This is a genomic window from Streptomyces sp. NPDC002403 (assembly GCF_053593015.1).
Map to the genome: position 1 here is coordinate 1 of NZ_JBSFBQ010000093.1, position 18845 is coordinate 18845.

17 protein-coding genes, 1 tRNA gene and 1 pseudogene are annotated in these 18845 nt (G+C 70.6%); 10 read left to right on the forward strand and 9 right to left on the reverse strand.

Annotated elements, in window-relative coordinates; all coding sequences use genetic code 11:
• Together ACWCPY_RS41165 and ACWCPY_RS41170 are read left to right on the forward strand one after the other, a co-directional pair.
• Window positions 1-1443 (forward strand): annotated as a pseudogene (locus ACWCPY_RS41165) (hypothetical protein); the annotation flags it as partial.
• 112 nt (window positions 1444-1555) lie between these two features.
• The gene (locus ACWCPY_RS41170) at window positions 1556-2032 is read left to right on the forward strand and encodes a hypothetical protein (RefSeq protein WP_451274022.1); all 477 of its coding nucleotides are present in this window, start codon (window positions 1556-1558) and stop codon (window positions 2030-2032) included.
• 39 nt (window positions 2033-2071) lie between these two features.
• On the opposite strand, the gene ACWCPY_RS41175 is transcribed toward ACWCPY_RS41170, so the two are convergent.
• From ACWCPY_RS41175 to ACWCPY_RS41200, 6 genes are all read right to left on the reverse strand, one after another.
• Window positions 2072-3349, reverse strand: coding sequence for a cytochrome P450 (locus tag ACWCPY_RS41175; protein ID WP_451274024.1), 1278 nt, complete (start codon window positions 3347-3349; stop codon window positions 2072-2074).
• Window positions 3346-4149, reverse strand: coding sequence for an alpha/beta fold hydrolase (locus ACWCPY_RS41180; protein WP_451274026.1), 804 nt, complete (start codon window positions 4147-4149; stop codon window positions 3346-3348). The genes ACWCPY_RS41175 and ACWCPY_RS41180 overlap by 4 nt, the downstream gene beginning before the upstream one ends.
• 112 nt (window positions 4150-4261) lie before the next feature.
• Window positions 4262-6313, reverse strand: a complete 2052-nt coding sequence (locus ACWCPY_RS41185) for an ATP-binding protein (protein WP_451274028.1) — start codon at window positions 6311-6313, stop codon at window positions 4262-4264.
• A complete protein-coding gene (locus tag ACWCPY_RS41190; protein ID WP_451274030.1) occupies window positions 6310-7098 on the reverse strand; it encodes a DUF4255 domain-containing protein in 789 nt (262 codons plus the stop codon). The genes ACWCPY_RS41185 and ACWCPY_RS41190 overlap by 4 nt, the downstream gene beginning before the upstream one ends.
• Window positions 7099-7126: 28 nt before the next feature.
• Window positions 7127-9211 (reverse strand): VWA domain-containing protein, encoded by a 2085-nt coding sequence (locus ACWCPY_RS41195; protein ID WP_451274032.1) that lies wholly within the window; start codon window positions 9209-9211, stop codon window positions 7127-7129.
• Between the two features lie 227 nt (window positions 9212-9438).
• The gene (locus ACWCPY_RS41200; protein WP_451274034.1) at window positions 9439-10065 is read right to left on the reverse strand and encodes a response regulator transcription factor; all 627 of its coding nucleotides are present in this window, start codon (window positions 10063-10065) and stop codon (window positions 9439-9441) included.
• Window positions 10066-10275: 210 nt separating this feature from the next.
• On the opposite strand from ACWCPY_RS41200, the gene ACWCPY_RS41205 reads away from it, so the two are divergent.
• On the forward strand, window positions 10276-11613 hold the full coding sequence (locus ACWCPY_RS41205; protein ID WP_451274036.1) for a COG1470 family protein: 1338 nt from the start codon (window positions 10276-10278) through the stop codon (window positions 11611-11613).
• A 123-nt stretch (window positions 11614-11736) separates the two neighbouring features.
• Here ACWCPY_RS41205 and ACWCPY_RS41210 read toward each other — a convergent pair whose 3' ends face one another.
• The gene (locus ACWCPY_RS41210; protein ID WP_451274038.1) at window positions 11737-12525 is read right to left on the reverse strand and encodes an eCIS core domain-containing protein; all 789 of its coding nucleotides are present in this window, start codon (window positions 12523-12525) and stop codon (window positions 11737-11739) included.
• 231 nt (window positions 12526-12756) lie between these two features.
• On the opposite strand from ACWCPY_RS41210, the gene ACWCPY_RS41215 reads away from it, so the two are divergent.
• Entirely contained in the window at window positions 12757-13374 is a 618-nt protein-coding gene (locus ACWCPY_RS41215) for an HhH-GPD-type base excision DNA repair protein (RefSeq protein WP_451274040.1), read from the forward strand.
• A 51-nt stretch (window positions 13375-13425) separates the two neighbouring features.
• Here ACWCPY_RS41215 and ACWCPY_RS41220 read toward each other — a convergent pair whose 3' ends face one another.
• Entirely contained in the window at window positions 13426-15093 is a 1668-nt protein-coding gene (locus ACWCPY_RS41220; protein ID WP_451274041.1) for a helicase HerA-like domain-containing protein, read from the reverse strand.
• A 102-nt stretch (window positions 15094-15195) separates the two neighbouring features.
• Here ACWCPY_RS41220 and ACWCPY_RS41225 point away from each other — a divergent pair, with 102 nt between their 5' ends.
• Both ACWCPY_RS41225 and ACWCPY_RS41230 read left to right on the forward strand, forming a co-directional pair.
• Entirely contained in the window at window positions 15196-15492 is a 297-nt protein-coding gene (locus ACWCPY_RS41225) for a type II toxin-antitoxin system VapB family antitoxin (protein ID WP_072488263.1), read from the forward strand.
• 204 nt (window positions 15493-15696) lie between these two features.
• Window positions 15697-16293: a LytR C-terminal domain-containing protein gene (locus ACWCPY_RS41230; protein WP_451274046.1), complete on the forward strand. Its 597-nt coding sequence runs from the start codon at window positions 15697-15699 to the stop codon at window positions 16291-16293.
• A gap of 42 nt (window positions 16294-16335) precedes the next feature.
• Here the strand turns inward: ACWCPY_RS41230 and upp are convergent, their stop codons facing one another.
• On the reverse strand, window positions 16336-16971 hold the full coding sequence (gene upp, locus ACWCPY_RS41235; protein WP_329819946.1) for a uracil phosphoribosyltransferase: 636 nt from the start codon (window positions 16969-16971) through the stop codon (window positions 16336-16338).
• Window positions 16972-17073: 102 nt separating this feature from the next.
• Here upp and ACWCPY_RS41240 point away from each other — a divergent pair, with 102 nt between their 5' ends.
• The 4 genes from ACWCPY_RS41240 (at window position 17074) to ACWCPY_RS41255 (ending at window position 18684) form a co-directional block, all read left to right on the forward strand.
• Entirely contained in the window at window positions 17074-17292 is a 219-nt protein-coding gene (locus ACWCPY_RS41240) for a hypothetical protein (RefSeq protein WP_451274044.1), read from the forward strand.
• A gap of 185 nt (window positions 17293-17477) precedes the next feature.
• Complete coding sequence (locus ACWCPY_RS41245; RefSeq protein ID WP_451274048.1) at window positions 17478-18041, forward strand: tRNA adenosine deaminase-associated protein; 564 nt, start codon at window positions 17478-17480, stop codon at window positions 18039-18041.
• Between the two features lie 81 nt (window positions 18042-18122).
• Window positions 18123-18551 carry a tRNA adenosine(34) deaminase TadA gene (gene tadA, locus ACWCPY_RS41250; protein WP_451274050.1) on the forward strand — a complete coding sequence of 143 codons (429 nt, stop codon included), beginning with the start codon at window positions 18123-18125 and terminating at the stop codon, window positions 18549-18551.
• A 45-nt stretch (window positions 18552-18596) separates the two neighbouring features.
• A tRNA-Ser gene (locus tag ACWCPY_RS41255) sits at window positions 18597-18684 on the forward strand.
• Window positions 18685-18845: the final 161 nt, after the last annotated feature.

Genomic DNA, 18845 nt, shown 5'->3' on the forward strand with positions numbered 1-18845 from the left:
ATCTCCCTCCTCAACCCCGCCTCCGCCTTCGTCCGCGCGGTCAAGGGAATCATCGACATCGTCACGTTCATCGTGAACCAGGGCGCCCAGATCGTCGAATTCGTCAACTCCGTCCTCGACGCCGTCATCGCCATCGCCAACGGCGGCGCGGCAGGCGTCCCCAAGATGGTCGAGGCCGCCCTCGCCGCCAGCGTCCCGCTCCTCATCGGCTTCCTCGCCTCACTCCTCGGCATCGGCTCCCTCGCCAACAAGGTCAAAAGCGTCTTCCACGCCGTCTCCCGCCCCGTCAACCGCGCCATCGACAAAATCGTGGGCTTCATCGTCAAAGCAGGAAAGAGCCTGTGGAGAAAAATACGAAATCCCTCCGCCGACAACGACGGGAAGAAGGAAACGAAAGCACCAACCGGCGACAGGAAGGAATTAGGGCCGGTCGGCAAAAACCTCACATGGACCGTGCGCACCGAATCACATCGTTTGTGGATCACCCGAACCGGTCAGCACTATGTACCGATGATCGCCAGCAGACCGCATCCAGTCGACGTGGCAATCGAGAGTTACCGGGAGCAAGCGAAGAAAGACCAACCAGACGACGCGGACACGGCTGGTAATATTGCCAAGGTGCAAAGCGATCTGAATTCTCTGAAATCTGTTCTTGCCGAATATGAGACCAAGTCGAAGGCTGGGGCAGCAAGTGCGGTCCTCGACCGGATACGCGATGAAATCGCGGCGGCTCAGGAGGAGCTACGCAGTTCGGTTGCCGCAGTACAGGACCGCCTCGGCCACGGCTCGGACGAACGCCTCCAGAAGGCCAAGAATAATTTCAAGTCGAGCCCATTCACCACTCGCGCCCTGACCGATTTTCTGGGCGTATCGAAGCGGACAGCGGAAAGAGCGGTTCAAACCTGGGTCGACAAGGGGGCCGTCTTCCGCGTGCAGTCCCACGGAAGCGATCCGCTGGGTCAGAACACTTTCGACCCTGCAGTCGCCGAGTGGCGCGAGACCAACCCGAATAACCGGCACAAGTACGGGTATGTAAACCCGAGCAAGGCCTCAGCCGCTGGGCTCGAAATTCTGAGCAAAGGGCTGCTTGGAAGCATCGGCTCGGGAGGGTCCTACAAACTCGCAACACCGAGCGAGAAGACGAACGCCGCATATCACCAGCAACACGCCCATTATCAGAGCGTCGTGAACCCCGCGAGCTATCCGGACTTCCTGTTCCCAAAGGCAATTCTTGGGCATGCCTCGCCGGGAGCTTCGGGTCACTGGAACAGAACAGGACACAAACAGACCCGGGAGGAGAATCGTGCCTGGAACCAGCGACCGTCCAGCTACCACGGGCCCGAGCACGAGGATGAGTCAGCGGCAAGCGGATCATCGGCCGAGCGATACGAGCTGCCAAGCAAGGAACGCGGAAGTCACGAATCATGGTGGGAACACAGCTGAGCACAGCCAAGAATTCATCTCTTCAGTCCTCGCCGCATACACGGAGCTGTATGACCCACCGACTCATACGTTGCAGCTCTCCCGCAGGGGGTCTCCCCCCGGCGAAGCCACCGTGGTGGTCTATCTTCCGGACGAAACCGAACAGCTGGACCCGGCAGACAACCTGACATTGCTGGGGACTGCCGGATTCGGCTCAGAGGAACTCTGTGCTGATTTCCCATGCGAACTGGCCATGGAAGTCACGGGAATAATGGACGAAGTCACCACCACAGCCCTGGCCAAAGCGCTGACCGATTTGGCTTCGGTGCCACTGGAGAACGGCCTCCCTTTCCGTGACGGACAGATCCTTACGAATGTCTCACTCCCGCTGTTCCCACGGTTCTCGATGGCCATGCTCATAGACTGGGATTCGGTCTACGGCTTCCGTTTCCCCGCGCCAGTCACCAATGTCGGTTTGCTGCGTGTGGTGCCGTTGTTCGCGGTGGAAGCAGACTTCGTGGAGTCCTACACTGACCGGCACGGGGGCTACCGTGCCCTCATCAACCGGGGAATGATCCCGGCAGACCCCGAACGGGAACCGGCCCTGTGACGCCGTGCAACGCAGACAGAACCCACCAGGCAATTGCCGTCAAGCATCCGCCACCCGCACCGGCAGCGACTTCAACCCGTTGATGAAGTTCGACACCAGGCGCCCCGGTGACCCCGCCGGTTCGAGCGACGCCGGAAGGACGCGGCACGTCTCCTCGTACAGCACCCGTAGCTGCAAGCGCGCGAAGTGGGCGCCCAGGCAGACGTGCGGGCCGTCGCCGAAGGAGACGTGGGGGTTGGGGGTGCGGGTGAGGTCCAGGGCGAACGGGGCGGGGAAGACGCGTTCGTCGTGGTTGGCGGAGGCGTGGAGGACGACCACCTTGTCGCCGGTGCGGATGCGGGTGCCGGCCAGCTCCGTGTCCCGGGTGGCCGTGCGACGGAAGGTCAGGACCGGGGGGTGGCGGCGGAGGAGTTCGTCCACGGCTGTCGCGAACCCCGCCTCGCCGTTGCGCAGGCGGCGGTACGCCCCGGGGTTCTCCGCGAGGAGGTGCAGGCCTCCGGGGGCCGCGCTGCGTACCGTGTCGTTTCCGGCGATCACCAGCAGGAAGAAGAACATCTCCAGCTCGGGTGCGGTCAGTTCGGGGTCCGTGGCCAGGGACGTCATGACGTCGTCGGCGGGGTGGCGGCGCTTGTGGGCGGCCAGGGCGTGCGCGTAGTCGAACATGTCGCGGAGTGAGGAGGGGGAGCGGGGATTGACCGGGCTGCCGTCCGGGCCGAGCGATGGTGTTCCGGCCTCGTCCGGATCCTGGTAGCCGATGACGCGCCGGGTCCAGTGGAGGAGGAGCGCGCGATCGGTGTCCGGGACGCCGAGCAGATCGGTGAGGTTGAGCAGGGCGTAGTCGTCGGTGACCCGGGTGACGAGGTCGCAGGTGCCGTCGCCGGCCCGTGCCTCGGTGACCGCCCGGGTGAGCAGGGAGTGGGCGCGTTCGCGGACGACGCCCTCGAAGCGGTCGATGCGCTTCGGGGTGAAGGCGCGGCTGACGAGTACGCGCAGGCGTCGGTGGTGCGGCGGGTCCTGGTTGAGCATCATGCGGCGGATGAACGGGAGGTCGGCGGGGTCCGGGTCGCGGATCTGGGTGGCGCCCAGGTACGAGGAGTACGCCGAGGAGTCCTTCAGGACCCGGACCACGTCCTCGTGCCGGGTGACCGCCCAGAAGCCGGGGCCCGCCGGCCAGCCGAGCACCTCCGGCTCCTCCTGCCACGCCACGGGGTGGTGGTCGCGCAGGTGGCGGTAGTGGTCGTGGGGGATGCCTCGCCCGTACTGCCTGGGGTCGAAGACATCCGGCACGGCTCCGAACCCGGCCCCGGACCCGGTCATGCCTCCGCGCCCTCGGCTGCCTCCGCGTCCACGTCCGCCCGCAGGAAGTCCTCCACCGCGCGGATCAGGTCGAGCGGGGCCTCGTCCATCGCGTAGTGGCCGCACGACGGCAGCTCCACCAGTTCGGCCCGGGGGAACCAGCGCATCCAGGTGTCGCGCTGCAGTTCGGCGGAGAGTGCCGGGTCGAGCGCGCCCACGACGGCGAGAGCGGGTACGGGCGAACCCTCGATCCGGTCGTGGAAGTCCTCACCCGCCCAGGAGTCCAGCCAGGCCCGGAACGCCTTGGCGTCGCTGCATGCGACCGAGCGGCTCACCATGCGGTCCAGCCAGGCTGCCGGGCGTCGGCCTCCGGTGGTGGTGTCGAGGATGATCCGCCGGTTCTGCGGGGTGTGCGCAGCCGCGGCGAAGAGTTCCCACTGCTCGGGCGGGAGCGGCAGGCCGGACGCGGGGACGGGCGAGACCCCGACGATGCGGCGCACCCGCTCCGGCGCGGCGGCCAGCGTCCGCTGGACGACCGAGCCGCCCATCGAGTGGCCGATCAGCGAGAACCGCTCCCAGCCGAGCCGGTCGGCCAGCGCGAGTACGTCCTCGGCCCCCTCGGCCGTGGTGTACGAGCCCCCCGCGTCCCGTGCCTCGCCGTACCCCCGCAGGTCCACCACCGCGTACTGGAACGCGCCGAGGTCGAGGTCCGGCAGGACGGGGGCGTACGCGGAGCGGTCGGCGAGCCAGCCGTGCACCGCGATCACCTTGTGCGGGCCGTCGCCGTGCAGTTCGTGGGGCAGAACAGGCAATGCGGTCACGCTGACTCCCGTCGCCGTACGGAGAGGAACCGGCCGGTCACCGACCGGCCCCCGCCCACGGTGGCGCCAACTCCGGTCCGGCGCAAGGGCACCACCCGTGCTTCGCACCGCCTCAGCCCAGCAGCTCCAGATACGGGCCGAACTCCGACGCCAGGGTCAGCCGGCCCAGCTTCTGGTACTCGCGCTGGATCGCGTGGATCAGCGTCGGCATCGTCACCGGCTCGCCCGTGTCCGCCGCCAGGTACGCGGACGTCACCGCGATCGAGCGGATGTTGCCGCCCGCCAGCTCGAAGTTCTCCGCGCAGAAGGCGAGGTCCAGGTCCTTCCCCCGGGGAAGTGCCGGGCCCAGGCAGCGCTCCCAGAGGACGAGGCGCTGTTCGGGGTCCGGGACCGGGAAGTCGATGACGAGGTCCAGGCGGCGGGTGAAGGCGTCGTCCAGGTTGGCCCGGAGGTTGGTGGCGAGGATGGCCAGGCCGTCGAAGGACTCCATGCGCTGGAGGAGGTACGCGCTCTCGACGTTCGCGTAGCGGTCGTGGGCGTCCTTCACGTCGGAGCGCTTGCCGAAGATCGCGTCCGCCTCGTCGAAGAGGAGAACTCCGTTCACGCCCGCCGCCTCCGAGAAGATGCGTTCCAGGTTCTTCTCCGTCTCGCCCACGTATTTGTCGATCACCGTCGCCAGGTCGACCGTGTAGAGGTCCAGGCCCAGGTCCGCGGCGATGACCTCCGCCGACATCGTCTTGCCGGTGCCCGAGTCGCCCGCGAAGAGGGCGGAGACACCACGCCCCCTGCCGCCGCCGGGGCGCATGCCCCACTCCCCCAGGACCCGGTCGCGATGTCTCGCACGGGCGGTGAGTTCGCGGAGCTGGGCGTGGGTGTCGGGCGGGAGGACCAGGTCGTCCCAGGTGACGGTGGGTTCGATGCGGCGCGCCAGTCGGTCCAGGCCCGCCGCGTTCTGGGCGCGGGCGCCCTGGCGGACGTGGTCGGGGGTGAGGGTGCCGCCGTCCAGGTGGGTGGTCTGGGCGGCGCCCCGGGCGGCCCGGGTGATCTGTTCCGGGGTGAGGAGGAACGGCGAGAGCAGCCGGTCCACGTCGATGGTCCCGGGGACGGGGGCGTCGTACGCCTCGGTCCACAGGGCCGCTCTGGTCGAGGGTTCCACGCGCGGGGCGTGCAGGAGCAGGGGTGGGGCGGCGGACCAAGACGCGTCCCAGGGGGCCCGGCCCACCAGGACCGTGGGGACAGGGGTGCCGGTGAGCAGCCGGAGGAGCTCCGGGTGTTCGCGGGAGACCGCGTCGAGGGGGGCGCAGACCACGCCCGCACCGGTCAGCCGGGCCTCCCGGACCAGGGAGCGGACCGCCTCGGCCGGTGACGGGTCCTCGGCCAGCCGCGCCAGGTCCAGGCCCAGGACCCGGTGGCCCGCACGGGTCAGCGCGGCGGCCGCGAGGGCGGTGCCCGCGCCGCCCTGGTCCTCGCTGAGGTAGGCCAGCGAGGCGCCGTGGGCGAGCGCCCCGGCGAGCGGGGCCGGGTCGCCGACGCCCGGGACGGCGTGCCAGGGGGCGAGGAGATCGGCCAGCCGGGGGTCGGGGGTGTCGTCGCCCAGCAGGTACGCGGTGACCCGGTCGGGGACGCGCAGCGCCCGGGTCAGGAACGGCCGGTCCAGGTCCTCGACCAGGAGGAGGCGGCCCTCGCGGAGCGGGGCACGGGCCGACAGCCGGCCGCGCGCCATCTGGTCGGCTGGGGACAGCCCGCACAGGCCCAGCGCCAGGCCGATGGACGGACGGCGGCGGGTGACGTCGTCGTTCAGGTAGCCGTAGAACGCCTCGAAGCGGTCGTCGAGATCCGGTACGAGCGAGATGAGGAGGATCTCGACGTCGAGATCGGTGAGGCCGAACTCGCCCGCCAGGGACGTCAGTCTGGACCGTTCCGCCGGTGCTTCGCCGGAGTCCGGCGCCTCCTCGGAGTCCGGTACGGGGTACGGGAAGGCGCGGGCCTCGGTCTCGTCCAGCAGACGGGCGATGTTCTCGTCCGTCAGGTAGAGGCCGCGGAAGGCGTCGTCCGGGTCCGGATCGGTGAGCTGCCGGGCCTCGACCGCCCGTCGGATGCGCTGCTCCACCGCCACCGCGCGGGCGAGGAGATGGCGGAGGTTCGGATCACCCGCGGTCGTCATTCGGCGCTGTCCTCCGTGGGGGCCTTCCGGGTTTCCGTGCGGGTGCCCCGGGCCTTCCGGGTCTCCGTGATGCGGAGGGACAGACCGCGTCGCCGTTCCGCGTCGGGGATGCGGGCGGCGGCGCCCCCGCCCGGCCGTCCCGGGCGGCCGCCGTACACCGGGAGACCCCCGCGCCCCGGCATCGGTTCCGACACCGGCTCGGCCCCCTCGGGTACGTCCCCGAAGCGGGTCTGCAACCCCTCGTCCCCGACCGGCGGCCCGACCACATAGCTCGGCGACGCCGTCACCGGCACGCTGACGACCAGGTCGAGCGAGGGCTTCAGCTCCCCGCCCAACGCGCTCCACACATCGGCGAACGAGCGGTCCTCCGGCGGCGGCAGCGCGATCGACATCGGTACGGGCGCCCCGATCTCGGCCAGGGTGCCCGCCAGCCGCTCCGGCGGCAGCGCCTCGTAACGCAGTAGACAGCCCAGCAGCGAGGAGAGCAGCCGGTGCTCGTCCTCCGGGCGCTTCGTCCATGCCGTGATCAGGTACGACAGCTTGAAGAACCGGGGCGGGCGGCGGCGGGCGACGATCGTGCCCCGCTCGTCGTAGTCGTTGTGCAGACCCCGCTCGCGCCTGCGCATGTCCTCGCGGATGTCGTAGAGGTACAGGTTGACCATGGGCGCGTTGACCTTCGCCGCCCACTCCCGGGTCGGGGCGTCGAAGACCACCGCGATCTGGCCGCCTCCGAGCACCTCCGCCCTGATCAGCGCCCTCAGTACGTCGTCGACCTCGTGGATCACCCGATCACTCCCGTGTGCTCACCGGCACTCATGCGCGGCCCGCGAAGTCCGGTGGCTGGAGATTCCGCTGCACCACCAGGACCGGTTTCTTCAGCCGGGCGAGGTCGCGCGAGTCCGCCCTCAGCTCGCGTGGACCCAGCTTGTCCTTGCGCAGGACCAGGACCTGCACCTCGAAGGTGCCGTCGCGGCCCACCGTGGCGGTCGCTCCTCCGGGAGTGATCCCGGTGTTCCACGTGAAACGTACGGTCGCGCCCGGCGGGTAGTCCTTGCCGCGGGCCAGCACCGGCTGGCCCGGCTTGGCCACCTGCGGGGTGACGGTCAGCGAGGGCTTCAGGACGCGCAGCCGGTCGGTGTCCTGGTTGTCGGCCTCGCGGCGGTCCGGCAGCGTGCCGCGCACGGTGGCCCGTACGTCCCCGGTGATCGCCGCGCGGTACGTCGCGGTCTGGGTCACCTCGATGCGGCCGCCGGCCGGGATGGTGCACGGTTTCGCCGCCGTGCAGCGGGTCAGGGCGGGCAGGCTGCGGTCCTTCCCCTTGGACGGCTTCGGCCAGGCGGAACCGATGACCACACCGGTCGCCGGGTCCGGACCGGCGTTGGTGACGGTGAAGCGGGCACGGGCCGGGCGGCCGGTGTACGTACGGTCCGGACTGACATCGACCTTCATCGCCACATCCGCCGAGGGCGGGACGGGGGCCTCCAGGACCTCGATCTCCGCCGTGTCCGTCCCCGTATTGCCCACCGAGTCGGTCGCCGAGCAGGTCACCGCGGTGCGGCCGACCGGGAAGAGCGAACCGGAGGCGGGGCTGCAGGTCACCGGGAGCGTGCCGTCGGTGGCGTCCTCCGCGGTGGCGGTGTACGTCACGCGCGCGCCGTTCCTGTCCTTGGCCCGGACGGTCAGATCGTCCACGGTGACGACGGGTGCGTCGATGTCGTTCACGTCGATGTCGATCTGTTCCTGGAAGTCCGGGTCGGCGGCCGCGGCCGGCCCGATCGTTTCCGCACCCGGGACCTGGGTGCCCATCAGGAACTGGACGGTGCAGCTCAGCCGGGTGCCCTGGGGCGCGTCCGCGGAGACGTCGATGTTCTCCGCGAAGTGCGCGGTGTCGCCGCTGGTGAGCTGCTGGGTGGGCGGGTCGAGGCTGACGGACAGATGCGGATCGCAGTTGTCCAGGCGGTAGCTCACGTTGGTGGGAAGGTTGTTGAAGCCTTCGATGATGGCGTCGGTGACGCCATCGCCGGGAATTCCGTTCAGCATGCGGCCATTGGTGGCCTCGACGATCCGCTTGGCCTGGTCGGGCTCGTGGTACGGGTCCTGGTAGGTGGGGCTGCTGTATCCGTCGCCGTTGAGCCCGTCGCCGTTCTCGGTCGTCACATCGACGGCGATGACCCGTACCCCCTTGTCCTGGAGGGCGAAGACCGCTTCCTCGTAGGGGATCTTGTTGCTGGGGTTGTGGCTCGACGCGTCGCCCACCAGGACCACGACCGGACTGGCGCCCTCGCGGAATTCCGTACCGCCGTCCGCGCCGTTGGCCACTTTCCACAGCGCGTAGATCCAGTCCTCCGACGGACCTTTGCTCTTGTATCCGCGGGAGGTGTCCAGTTTGCCGACACCCTTCTGCACATCGTCCAGGTTCGTTGTCAGCCCTTGGAGGACAGCGAACTCCGCCGTCGGGTCGTCCTTCTCGTCCCCGTAGGTGGCCACGGCGAAGCGGGAATCCGACTGCTGCGCACGGACCTTCGCCGTGATGTCCTTCAGGCCCTTCTGCACATCGCCGATCGGATCGCCCATGCTGCCCGTGCCGTCCACCAGCAGGACCACGTCAGGCCTCGGCGGAATCGCGGGCGTACGCACCTGCTTGGCCACGCCCGTGGAGCCGCCGGGGTCGACCGCGTCGGTGAACTCGGCGGGCGTGACCCAGGGTTCGGGCACCGCGGCCTGGGGCGCACCGGTGGTGACGGCCGAACCGGGCGCGATGCCGGTGGCCACGAGGAGCAGCGCGAGCGCCGGGACACGGAGCGCGCCGAGAGCGCGGCGTGAAGTGGACGGCCGGGTCCGGGCCGATCCGTCCCGCCGCGGCCGCGGCACCCGCCGAAGCGGCTGGAACCAGCGCACGGAAGTCCTCCCCCACCCTCGCCCGATCGGCACACCGGACGATCGGCACGCCGGACGTCAGGGTCCTGCACCGGCGGCGGACGCACAGCGGTGCGGGAGTCACACCCTCGGGAAGGCCCCGCTGCCCGAAAGTGCAGCGGGGTGTCCACCGCGGTGCCGTACCCGCCCGCGCCGCGCGCGGCAGCGCCGTACGCGCACCCGTACCCCGCGCCCTTGGGCGGGCAGGCTCAGATCAGCCCCTGCCGCATCGCGTACGCCACCGCGTGCGACCGATTCCGCAGCTGCAGCCGGGTCATCACCGAATGCAGCACGTTCTTTATGGTGCGCTCGGAGTAGGCCAGCTTCGTCGCGATGTCCGCGGTGTCGTACCCCTCCGCGACCAGCCGCAGCACATCCACCTCGCGCGCCGCGAGACCGGTGAAGTGCAGCCCGCGTGGGCCGAGCACCTGCCCCTGGAGGCGGCCCACCTCCTCAAGGAGCCTTCCCAGCAGGTCGGAGGGGAGGTGGCCCTCGCCCCGTGCCACCGTCCCTATGACCTGCACCAGATGTTCCGGGGTCGACTCGGAGCGCCTGACCACACCGGCGACCCCGCACTCCGCGGCGCTCACCAGCTTCTGCTCGTCGATGTCCGTGGTGACCAGGACGGTGCGCGAGACGCTGGTGCGCTGGATGTGGCGCAGCATCGTCAGCACCGCTTCGTCGACCGTGTCCACGACGACGATCACGATCTGAGGGGAGTCGTCGCCCTCTCCCCACTCCGTCACACTGACTTCGGGCCGGGTACGTAACTGACTGGCCACGCCCGCTTGCGAGATCGGATCCTGGGCCCTTAACGCGACAGTGATGCGCTCCATGGCAATGCTCCCCCTGGGCAACAGCCGATGGCGTCACGTCGATCACAACCAGCACGGCTGTTTTCGTATGCCTCACTCGTCTGAGGCGGTCAAAAGATGCCCGTGTTTCCTTACAGGGAAACAAAAAAGCCGATCCGGGCACGGAATCTGCCCGGAAGTGTTCCTTCACGGCCGATGTCGGCCTTCAGTGGCGAACCTACGGTGCGCCGTATGAGTCTCACGGCAAGCCTCGACGATTCGTCCGTCAGCGCCGCACCCGGCGAGGAGACGGCCCTCCCCCTGCGGATCCTCAACTCCGGCAGCACCGTCGAGGAGTACCGCTTCGAGGTGGTCGGCGCGTGTGCCGCCTGGTCGACGGTCGAGCCGGCGACGCTGTCCCTGTATCCGGGAGACTCGCAGACGGTCTCCCTCATGCTGCGTCCGCCCCGCGACTCGACCGTGCTCGCCGGGGAGACGCCCTTCGGGATACGGGTGGTGCCCACCAGCGAACAGGGCGACACGGTGGTGCCCGAGGGGCGGGTGACCGTACTGCCCTTCACCGAGACCACCGCCGAACTCGTACCGCGCAGCTCGCACGGAGCCTGGCGCGGGCGGCATCAGCTCGCCGTCGACAACCGGGGGAACGTCCCGGTCACCGTACGGCTGGGAGCCCAGTCGGGTACGGAGCGGGCGCGGGTCTCGTTCGCGGCGGACACCTTGCGGATCGCCCCCGGGCGGGCGGAGTTCGGGAAGGTGCGGGTCCGGCCCGCGAAGCGGGTGTGGCGCGGCATCCCGGTCACGCACCCCTTCCAGCTGGTCGCCACCCCGGACGTGGCCGAGGACCAGGCCCCGGTCGCACCCGTGGTCGTGGACGGCACGTACCAGCAGGAGCCGATACTGCCGCGCTGGCTCCCCCGGGCACTGATCACCGCGGCCGTGCTGCTGATCGCGCTGGTGGGGCTCTGGTACGCGTTGCTGCGCCCGGCCGTGAAGTCGGCGGCCAGGGAGGCGGTCACACCGGACGTGGTACGGTCCGCGGCCGCGGCCGACAAGAGCAAGGCTCCCGACAAGGGCGCCTCGGGCGGCGCGAGTTCGGGTGGCGCGAGTTCGGGCGGCGGCGACTCCTCCGGGGCCGACGGCGGCTCGCCGAAGCCCAGCCCCTCACCGAGCCCCGGCGCGTCCTCGGACGCGGGCGCCGCGGCCCCGACCAGTGCTCAGGTGCAGGTCAGGGACTCGGTGGGCGGCGGGTCGAACACCTCGACGGCCCTCCAGGTGCCCGCCGGGCACACCTTCCAGCTGACCGACATCGTGGTTCAGAACCCGCAGGGCGACGCGGGCACGCTCGTGGTCTCCTCGGGCCGGGACGCGCCCGTGCTCCGGCTGGCGCTGGAGAACTTCCGCGACTCCGACTACCACTTCGTCACGCCGATCCTGGTGCCCGCCAAGGGCAAGGTCACGATGACCGTCGACTGCCGGAAGGTGGGCAAGCCGGTGAACGCGCCCACGCCCTCGCGGTGCTCGGAGTCGCTGTTCCTCGGCGGCACGATGAAGACGGACACGGCGGACTGAGCGGCGAGCGGAGGGACGCGGCGGACCGGCACGACCGGCGGACGGGCCACGAGGCACCCGTCCGCCGCGCCCGTCCGCCGAGAGCCCGACCGACCGCCGGGTGCCCGTCCGTCGAAAGCCCCGTCACTCGGGCGGAGCCTCTTCCTCCTCCTCGGCGCCCGCCTCCGCCCGCTGCACGAAAGAGCCCTGCACATCGGCCGGTTGCTCGTCCTCGTCCTCCGTCGCGGCCCGCTGCACGGACGCCGCCGGAGCCGGGGCGGGAGCCGAATCCGAAGCGGGAGCCGGGGCCGGGGCCGCGAGCACCCGGTCGGCGTTCGCGACGGCCTCCCGCTCGAACCGGTCGGAGGGGTCGCTGACCCGGATGCCGCCCGGCGCCTCGGTGCCCTCCACCGGGCCGTTGCGCTGCTGGATCACATGGGTCAGCTCATGGGCCAGCGTGGTGCGGCCCTGCGACGAGGACGGATCGTAGGCGTCCCGCTGGAAGACCACGTTGTTGCCGACCGTGTACGCGTGGGCACCCACGCCCTTCGCGGACTCGTGGGCGGCGGAGTCCGTGTGGATGCGTACGTCGGAGAAGTCCGCGCCCATCCGCCCCTCCAGATCGGCCCGGGTCTCGGTGTCCAGGGGCTGCCCTCCGCCCGACGAGACCACATCGTGCACGGGGGAGCGCTCTTCCTCCTCCTTGCGCTGGAGCATCGACCCCACGGCGCTGTTGCCGACCGCCCGTTGGAGCACGCTCATCCCGCCGGCCCCGACCACGTCGGCCCGCCCGGCCGCCGCCGCCCGGAAGAGGTGCGGGGTGTCCGCCGGCTCCCGGCCCCTGTCCGCCCTCGACGCGTGCACGGGTTCGTCGTGCCCGTGCCCGTGATCCCGCTCGTGGTCGTGCTCCTGGTCCCATTCCTGTGCGTGCATCGTCATCTCCCCTGCCCGCATCTCCCTGCCCGCGCCCCGGTCGAAGGCGCGTCGTGATGGCCTCACCACTCCACCTTCACGACGCCCCACTGCCCCCGTCCAGCCCGGACTCCGCCGGCCGGGGGCAGCCGGTCCTGCCCCTTCGGGCACCCGGTCCGTCCGTACGGCAAACGGCTGCACCGGGAGGCAGTGGGGTGGCCGGGCCGCACCGCCGTCGGGATGATCAATGGCATGACCAAGAGCAACGAGGACCAGCCCGTCACCGTGCGGATCGCCCAGGAGCCGAAGGCGGACGAGCTCCTCGGGCGCAGCCCGCTCGCCGCTCTGGTGGGCATGCTGCTGGACCAGCAGGTGCCGATGGAGTGGGCCTTCTCCGGCCCGTACTCCCTGGCGCAGCGGATGGGCGGGGACGACCTGGACGCACAGGAGATCGCCGCCTACGACCCGGAGGCGTTCACCGAGCTGTTCACCGCGAAGCCCGCCCTGCACCGCTACCCCGGCTCGATGGCCGAGCGGGTCCAGCAGTTGTGCCAGTACCTGGTGGCGGAGTACGACGGCGACGCGAGCGCGGTGTGGACCGATGTGTCCGACGGGGCGGAGCTGCGGAAACGGCTGAACGCGCTGCCCGGCTTCGGCACCCAGAAGGCGCAGATCTTCCTGGCGCTGCTGGGCAAGCAGTTCGGGGTCCGGCCGACGGGCTGGCGGGAGGCGGCGGGGCCGTACGGCGAGGCCGGCTCGCACCGCTCGGTCGCCGACATCACGGGCCCGGAGTCGCTCGCCGAGGTCCGCGCGTACAAGCAGCACGCGAAGCAGGCGGCCAAGGCGGCCAAGCGCGCCGCCGAGCAGTAGCACCACCGGGAAACAACGGCCCGTACGCCGGCCGTCCGCAGCGGCCCCCGCCTACCGCCGGCGGCGGGCCGTACCGAAGAGCGACCGCGAGATCTCCCGGCCCAGCTGCGTCCCGACGGACCGGGCCAGCGACCGGAACATCCCGCTCCCCACCACCTGCTCGACCAGCGAGGCGTCCTTCTCCTCGGCCGCCTTCCCGGCCCCGCGCGCCCGCTCCCCGCGCACCGCGTCCGCCACCGCCGCCCGGTCCGCGGCCTCCGCCTCGGCGGCCCGCCGCTCCGCCTCCTGCCCCGCGCTCAGCTTCTCGTACGCCGACTCCCGGTCCACCGCCTGCGCGTAACGCCCGTACAGCGACGAGCCCTTCACGGCCGCGTCGAGATCCGCCGCCGGATACGGCCCCATCAGCGACTGCGGCGCCCGCAGCCGGGTCGCGGCGACGGGTGTCGGCGCGCCGTTCTCGCTCAGCACCGTGATCACGGCCTCGCCGATGCCCAGCCGGGTCAGCACCTCCTCCAGGTCGTAGGGCGAGTCCGGGAACGTCTTCACCGTCGACCGCAACGCCTTCGCGTCGTCCGGGGTGAAGGCGCGCAGGGCGTGCTGCACCCGGTTCCCGAGCTGCGCCAGCACCTCCGCGGGCACATCGCGCGGCGTCTGCGTGACGAAGAAGATGCCCACGCCCTTGGAGCGGATCAGCCGCACGGTCCGGGTGATCGACTCCAGGAACGCCTTCGAGGCCCCGTCGAAGAGCAGGTGCGCCTCGTCGAAGAAGAACACGAGCTTCGGCCGGTCGAGGTCGCCGACCTCCGGCAGATCGTGGAAGAGGTCGGCGAGCAGCCACATCAGGAAGGTGGAGAAGAGCTGGGGCCTGTCCTGCACCGCCGCCAGTTCCAGTACGGAGACGAGCCCGCGCCCGTCCGGCGCCTGCCGCAGCAACTCGGCCGTGTCGAACTCCGGCTCGCCGAAGAAGTCGCCCGCCCCCTGCTGCTCGAAGGCGGTGACCGACCGCAGGATCACCCCCGCGGTCGCCGTGGAGAGGCCGCCGATCTCCTTGAGTTCGGCCCTTCCGCTGTCCGAGACGAGGAACGCGACCACGGCCCGCAGGTCCTTGAGGTCCAGCAACTCCAGGCCCTTGGCGTCGGCGTAATGGAAGATCAGGCCGAGCGACTGTTCCTGCGTCCGGTTGAGCTGGAGGACCTTGGACAGGAGTACGGGTCCGAAGCTGGTGACCGTCGCGCGCAGCGGAATGCCGGGACCGATGCCGCCGAGCGCGTAGAACTCGCACGGAAAACCCTTGGGCTCCCAGGTCTGCCCCACCTGTCCGGCGCGTGCGGTGACCCGGTCCCCCGGCGTGCCGGGGGCGGCGATGCCCGAGACATCGCCCTTGATGTCGGCGAGGAAGACGGGGACACCGTCCGCCGAGAGCTGTTCGGCGATCAGCTGGAGCGTCTTGGTCTTCCCGGTTCCGGTGGCACCCGCGACGAGTCCGTGCCGGTTGAGCATCGCCGGCGAGATGCGGATCCGCGCGTCCGGCAGGCAGTTGCCGTCCCAGAGCAGCGCGCCCAGATCGAGGGCGGCCCCGGAGACGGTGTACCCGGCGGCGATCTCCCGGGCCGGCTCCGGCAGGACACCGCCGCCCGTACGGCCGTCGTCCGTACCGACGTCGCCCGTCAAGCTGTCCGTCAAGCTGTCGCTCGGGTTGTCACTCGGGCTGTCACTCATCGGTGCCCCGTTCCGGAATGCCTGCGTTTATGGCGTTCTCGACAGCATCGCAGTCCCGCCCCATGGCTGCGCCCGGAGGCTCTTGCCCGGTAGGCTTTCCGTGTGATCTTCAAGCGCATCGGAAATGGGCGGCCATATCCCGACCACGGCCGGGAAAGCACCCGGCAGTGGGCGGATGTCGCGCCGCGCCCGGTCCGCCTCGATCAGCTGGTGACCACCAAGGGCAACCTGGATCTCGAAACCCTCCTCGCCGAGGATTCGACGTTCTACGGGGACCTGTTCGCGCACGTCGTGAAGTGGCAGGGCGACCTCTACCTGGAGGACGGACTGCACCGCGCGGTCCGCGCCGCGCTTCAGCAGCGCCAGGTGCTGCACGCCCGCGTGCTCGAACTCGGCTGACCGACGCGGGTTCCGTCCACGGAGCCGCGGTGCTTCCGGCCCCCGGGACCGGCAGGACCGACGAGACCCCGCGAGGCCCAGGGCCCGTCCGGGGTTCGTTCGGGTGCATTCGCACTCGGACGGGTGCGATCCATTGATCATTTAGTAGGCATCATCACCGGGTCGCACTACGCTGCGCCCATGAGCATGCTCACTCCCCCCGGCATGGGCGGAAAGTACCGCATCACAGGCGACAAGTACCCGCGGATGCGCCGCCCCCCGCGCCGCGGCAGACTGATCCTCGCCGCCACCGCTTCCGTGGTCGCCCTCGGGCTGGCCGGATGGGGCACGATGCAGCTCATCGACGTCTTCACCGGCGGCGACCGGAAGGCCAGCGCCGCCGACCAGAGGACGGACTGCCCCTCCGCGAAGCCGTCCGCGCCCGCGAAGGCGCTGCCGGAGCCCGCGAAGATCACCGTCAATGTCTACAACGCGACGCCGCGCAGCGGGCTCGCCAAGCAGGCCGCCGACGAACTGAAGAAGCGCGGCTTCACCATCGGCAAGGTGGGGAACGCCCCGGCCGCGTACGACAAGAAGGTCCCCGGCCCCGGGGTGCTGCTGGGCGCCCCTTCGGCCACGAACGGCTCGTTCCCGGTCCTCGGTACGCAGTTGGTGGGCGCCACCCCGAAGACCGACGCCCGCAGGACGGCGGACGTCGATCTGATTCTCGGTACGAAGTTCAAGACGTTCAACACGCCCCGGGGTGCGGCCGAGGCGCTCGCCGCCCTGACGAAGCCGGCCCCCGCACCGTCGGCCTGCTGACGGCTGCCGGGACGTCCCGGCAGCCGTACGCGCAAGGCCTGTCTAGTCGACCGTGCCGTACATCCGGTCGCCCGCGTCACCGAGGCCCGGGACGATGTAGCCGTTCTCGTTGAGCCGCTCGTCGACCGAGGCGGTGACGACGGTCACCGGCGTACCCGCCAGCTCGCGCTCCATCACCTCGACGCCCTCGGGCGCCGCGAGCAGCACGACGGCGGTGACGTCGTCCGCACCGCGCTCGATCAGTTCCTTGATGGCCGCGACCAGCGTGCCGCCGGTGGCCAGCATCGGGTCCAGGACGTACACCTGGCGGCCCGAGAGGTCCTCCGGCATCCGGGTGGCGTACGTCTCCGCCTTGAGCGTCTCCTCGTTGCGGATCATGCCCAGGAAGCCGACCTCGGCGGTCGGCAGCAGCCGCACCATGCCGTCGAGCATGCCGAGGCCGGCCCGCAGGATCGGCACGACCAGCGGCCGCGGGTGCGACAGCTTCACACCGGTCGTCGGTGTGACCGGGGTCTCGATGTCGACCTGTTCGGTGCGCACATCCCGGGTGGCCTCGTAGGCGAGCAGGGTGACCAGCTCGTCGGCGAGCCGCCGGAAGGTCGGGGAGTCGGTGCGCTTGTCGCGCAGGGTGGTGAGCTTGTGCGCGACCAGTGGGTGGTCGACGACGTGGATCCGCATGGGTTCAACAGTAACCGTGCCTCCCGCACCCGTGCGCTGGCATCAACCGCATGTTCGGGGGGAAGGTGGGGGCAGACGACCCAGCCTTGGGGTGATGAGCCGATGCCGGACGGCGAAAAGCGGAAGCGGGACCAGCCGGTCCCGCAGGAAGCGGAGGTCCAGCAGGACCTGGAGGAGCGCGACGCGGCACGCCGCAGGCGGCGCGCCCAGTTCCTGCGCGAGCTCCACGAGGCGAAGGCGCTCCGCGACCGGGTGCAGCCCCGCCGCGCGAGGGCGGCCCGGATGCGCCAGGCCATGCGCATGCGCACCTTCCGCTGGTAGCCGGACGGCCCCCGGCATCCCCCTGGTGGCGGCGTCCAGGAGAACTGATGGCCGACGCAACGGCCGAACTCCTCTCGCGGAGCCATTGTTTCTGCCACGATTCCGATGGGCGGGACCCAGGACGGCCGGACCACCGGCTGCCCTCCCGCCGGACCGACACCCCTATGACCAGTGGGAGAGTCACGGTGTACTTCGCCGCACTGCTCGCGCGCACCGAAGACGGGTGGGAAGCGAGCGACACGGAACTCGACGATGTGGAGACCCTGTCCGACCTGACGGATCTGGCCCGTGATGCCTCGGTGGACGAGGACACGGTGCTCGTCTTCATCGAACAGGAGGACGCCTGGTTCGGCGTCGTCCGGGTGGACGGTGAGGACGATCCCCGCATCTTCGTCTCGGACGCCACCGCCGCCGCCCGTTCCTCGTACGGAGAGATCCTGCTCACCGACGAACTGCTCGGCCGCGAACCCGGGGCCGAGGACACGATTGCCGCCCTCGAAGAGCTCGTCGGCCTCGACGACACGGAGGACGGCGACCCGGACACGACCCCCGACAACGACAACGACACCGCCGACGACGATGACGACGGACCCGACGCCGACGCCGTACCGGCCGGCCCGCTCGGCGACACCCGGATCCTGGCCGATCTCGGGCTCCCCGAGGCCGAGCTGCTGATGCTGCGCACGGACGCCATGGCGGAGATCGCGGACGCGCTGGGCGCGGCCGAGGTCCTGGAGACCGTCCGTTAAGGTCCGCGGGTGAGCGAACCACCGCACCCGCAAGGACCGCAGGAACCGTACGACCCCGTGCGAGACCCGTGGCGGGCGCACATGCGCCGCGCCCTGGCCGAGGCCGATCTGGCGGCGCCGGCCGGCGATGTGCCGGTCGGCGCCGTCGTGCTCGGCCCGGACGGCACCCTGCTCGCCACGGGCCACAACGAACGCGAGGCGACCGGCGACCCGACCGCCCACGCCGAGGTCCTGGCCCTGCGCAGGGCCGCAGCGGCCCTCGGCCGGTGGCGGCTGACCGGCTGCACCCTGGTCGTCACCCTGGAGCCCTGCACGATGTGCGCGGGCGCCCTGGTGCAGTCCCGCGTGGACCGGGTGGTCTACGGGGCCCGCGACGAGAAGGCCGGCGCGGCGGGCTCCCTCTGGGACGTCGTACGCGACCGTCGGCTCAATCACCGCCCCGAGGTCGTCCAGGGCGTCCTGGAGGACGTCTGCGCCGGTCGCCTGACGGCCTTCTTCCGCACCCGCTGAGAACCGATTTCTGTCCACGGCCCGCGATGGTCTAAGCTCTCTCTCGGTAGCGTGTCCGAGCGGCCGAAGGAGCTCGCCTCGAAAGCGAGTGTGGGGAAACTCACCGAGGGTTCAAATCCCTCCGCTACCGCCATCGACGCCCTCCCGGACTGCGGAAACGCAGACCCGGGAGGGCGTTCGTGTTTCCCGGGACCGCGCGGACCGCGCCATGCCGGAGCCAGCGAGGGCGACGGCGGCAGCGAAGCGGTCGCGGGAGTCCGCGGCGGAGCCAGCGAGTCGTCCGCCTGGGTCTCC

Coding starts and splice junctions, on each gene's coding strand:
- ACWCPY_RS41175 (WP_451274024.1), bottom strand. CDS start 3,349: ATGACCGGGTCCGGGGCCGGGTTCGGAGCCGTGCCGGATGTCTTCGAC.
- ACWCPY_RS41185 (WP_451274028.1), bottom strand. CDS start 6,313: ATGACGACCGCGGGTGATCCGAACCTCCGCCATCTCCTCGCCCGCGCG.
- ACWCPY_RS41200 (WP_451274034.1), bottom strand. CDS start 10,065: ATGGAGCGCATCACTGTCGCGTTAAGGGCCCAGGATCCGATCTCGCAA.
- ACWCPY_RS41205 (WP_451274036.1), top strand. CDS start 10,276: ATGAGTCTCACGGCAAGCCTCGACGATTCGTCCGTCAGCGCCGCACCC.
- ACWCPY_RS41210 (WP_451274038.1), bottom strand. CDS start 12,525: ATGCACGCACAGGAATGGGACCAGGAGCACGACCACGAGCGGGATCAC.
- ACWCPY_RS41215 (WP_451274040.1), top strand. CDS start 12,757: ATGACCAAGAGCAACGAGGACCAGCCCGTCACCGTGCGGATCGCCCAG.
- ACWCPY_RS41220 (WP_451274041.1), bottom strand. CDS start 15,093: ATGAGTGACAGCCCGAGTGACAACCCGAGCGACAGCTTGACGGACAGC.
- ACWCPY_RS41230 (WP_451274046.1), top strand. CDS start 15,697: ATGGGCGGAAAGTACCGCATCACAGGCGACAAGTACCCGCGGATGCGC.
- upp (WP_329819946.1), bottom strand. CDS start 16,971: ATGCGGATCCACGTCGTCGACCACCCACTGGTCGCGCACAAGCTCACC.
- ACWCPY_RS41240 (WP_451274044.1), top strand. CDS start 17,074: ATGCCGGACGGCGAAAAGCGGAAGCGGGACCAGCCGGTCCCGCAGGAA.
- tadA (WP_451274050.1), top strand. CDS start 18,123: ATGCGCCGCGCCCTGGCCGAGGCCGATCTGGCGGCGCCGGCCGGCGAT.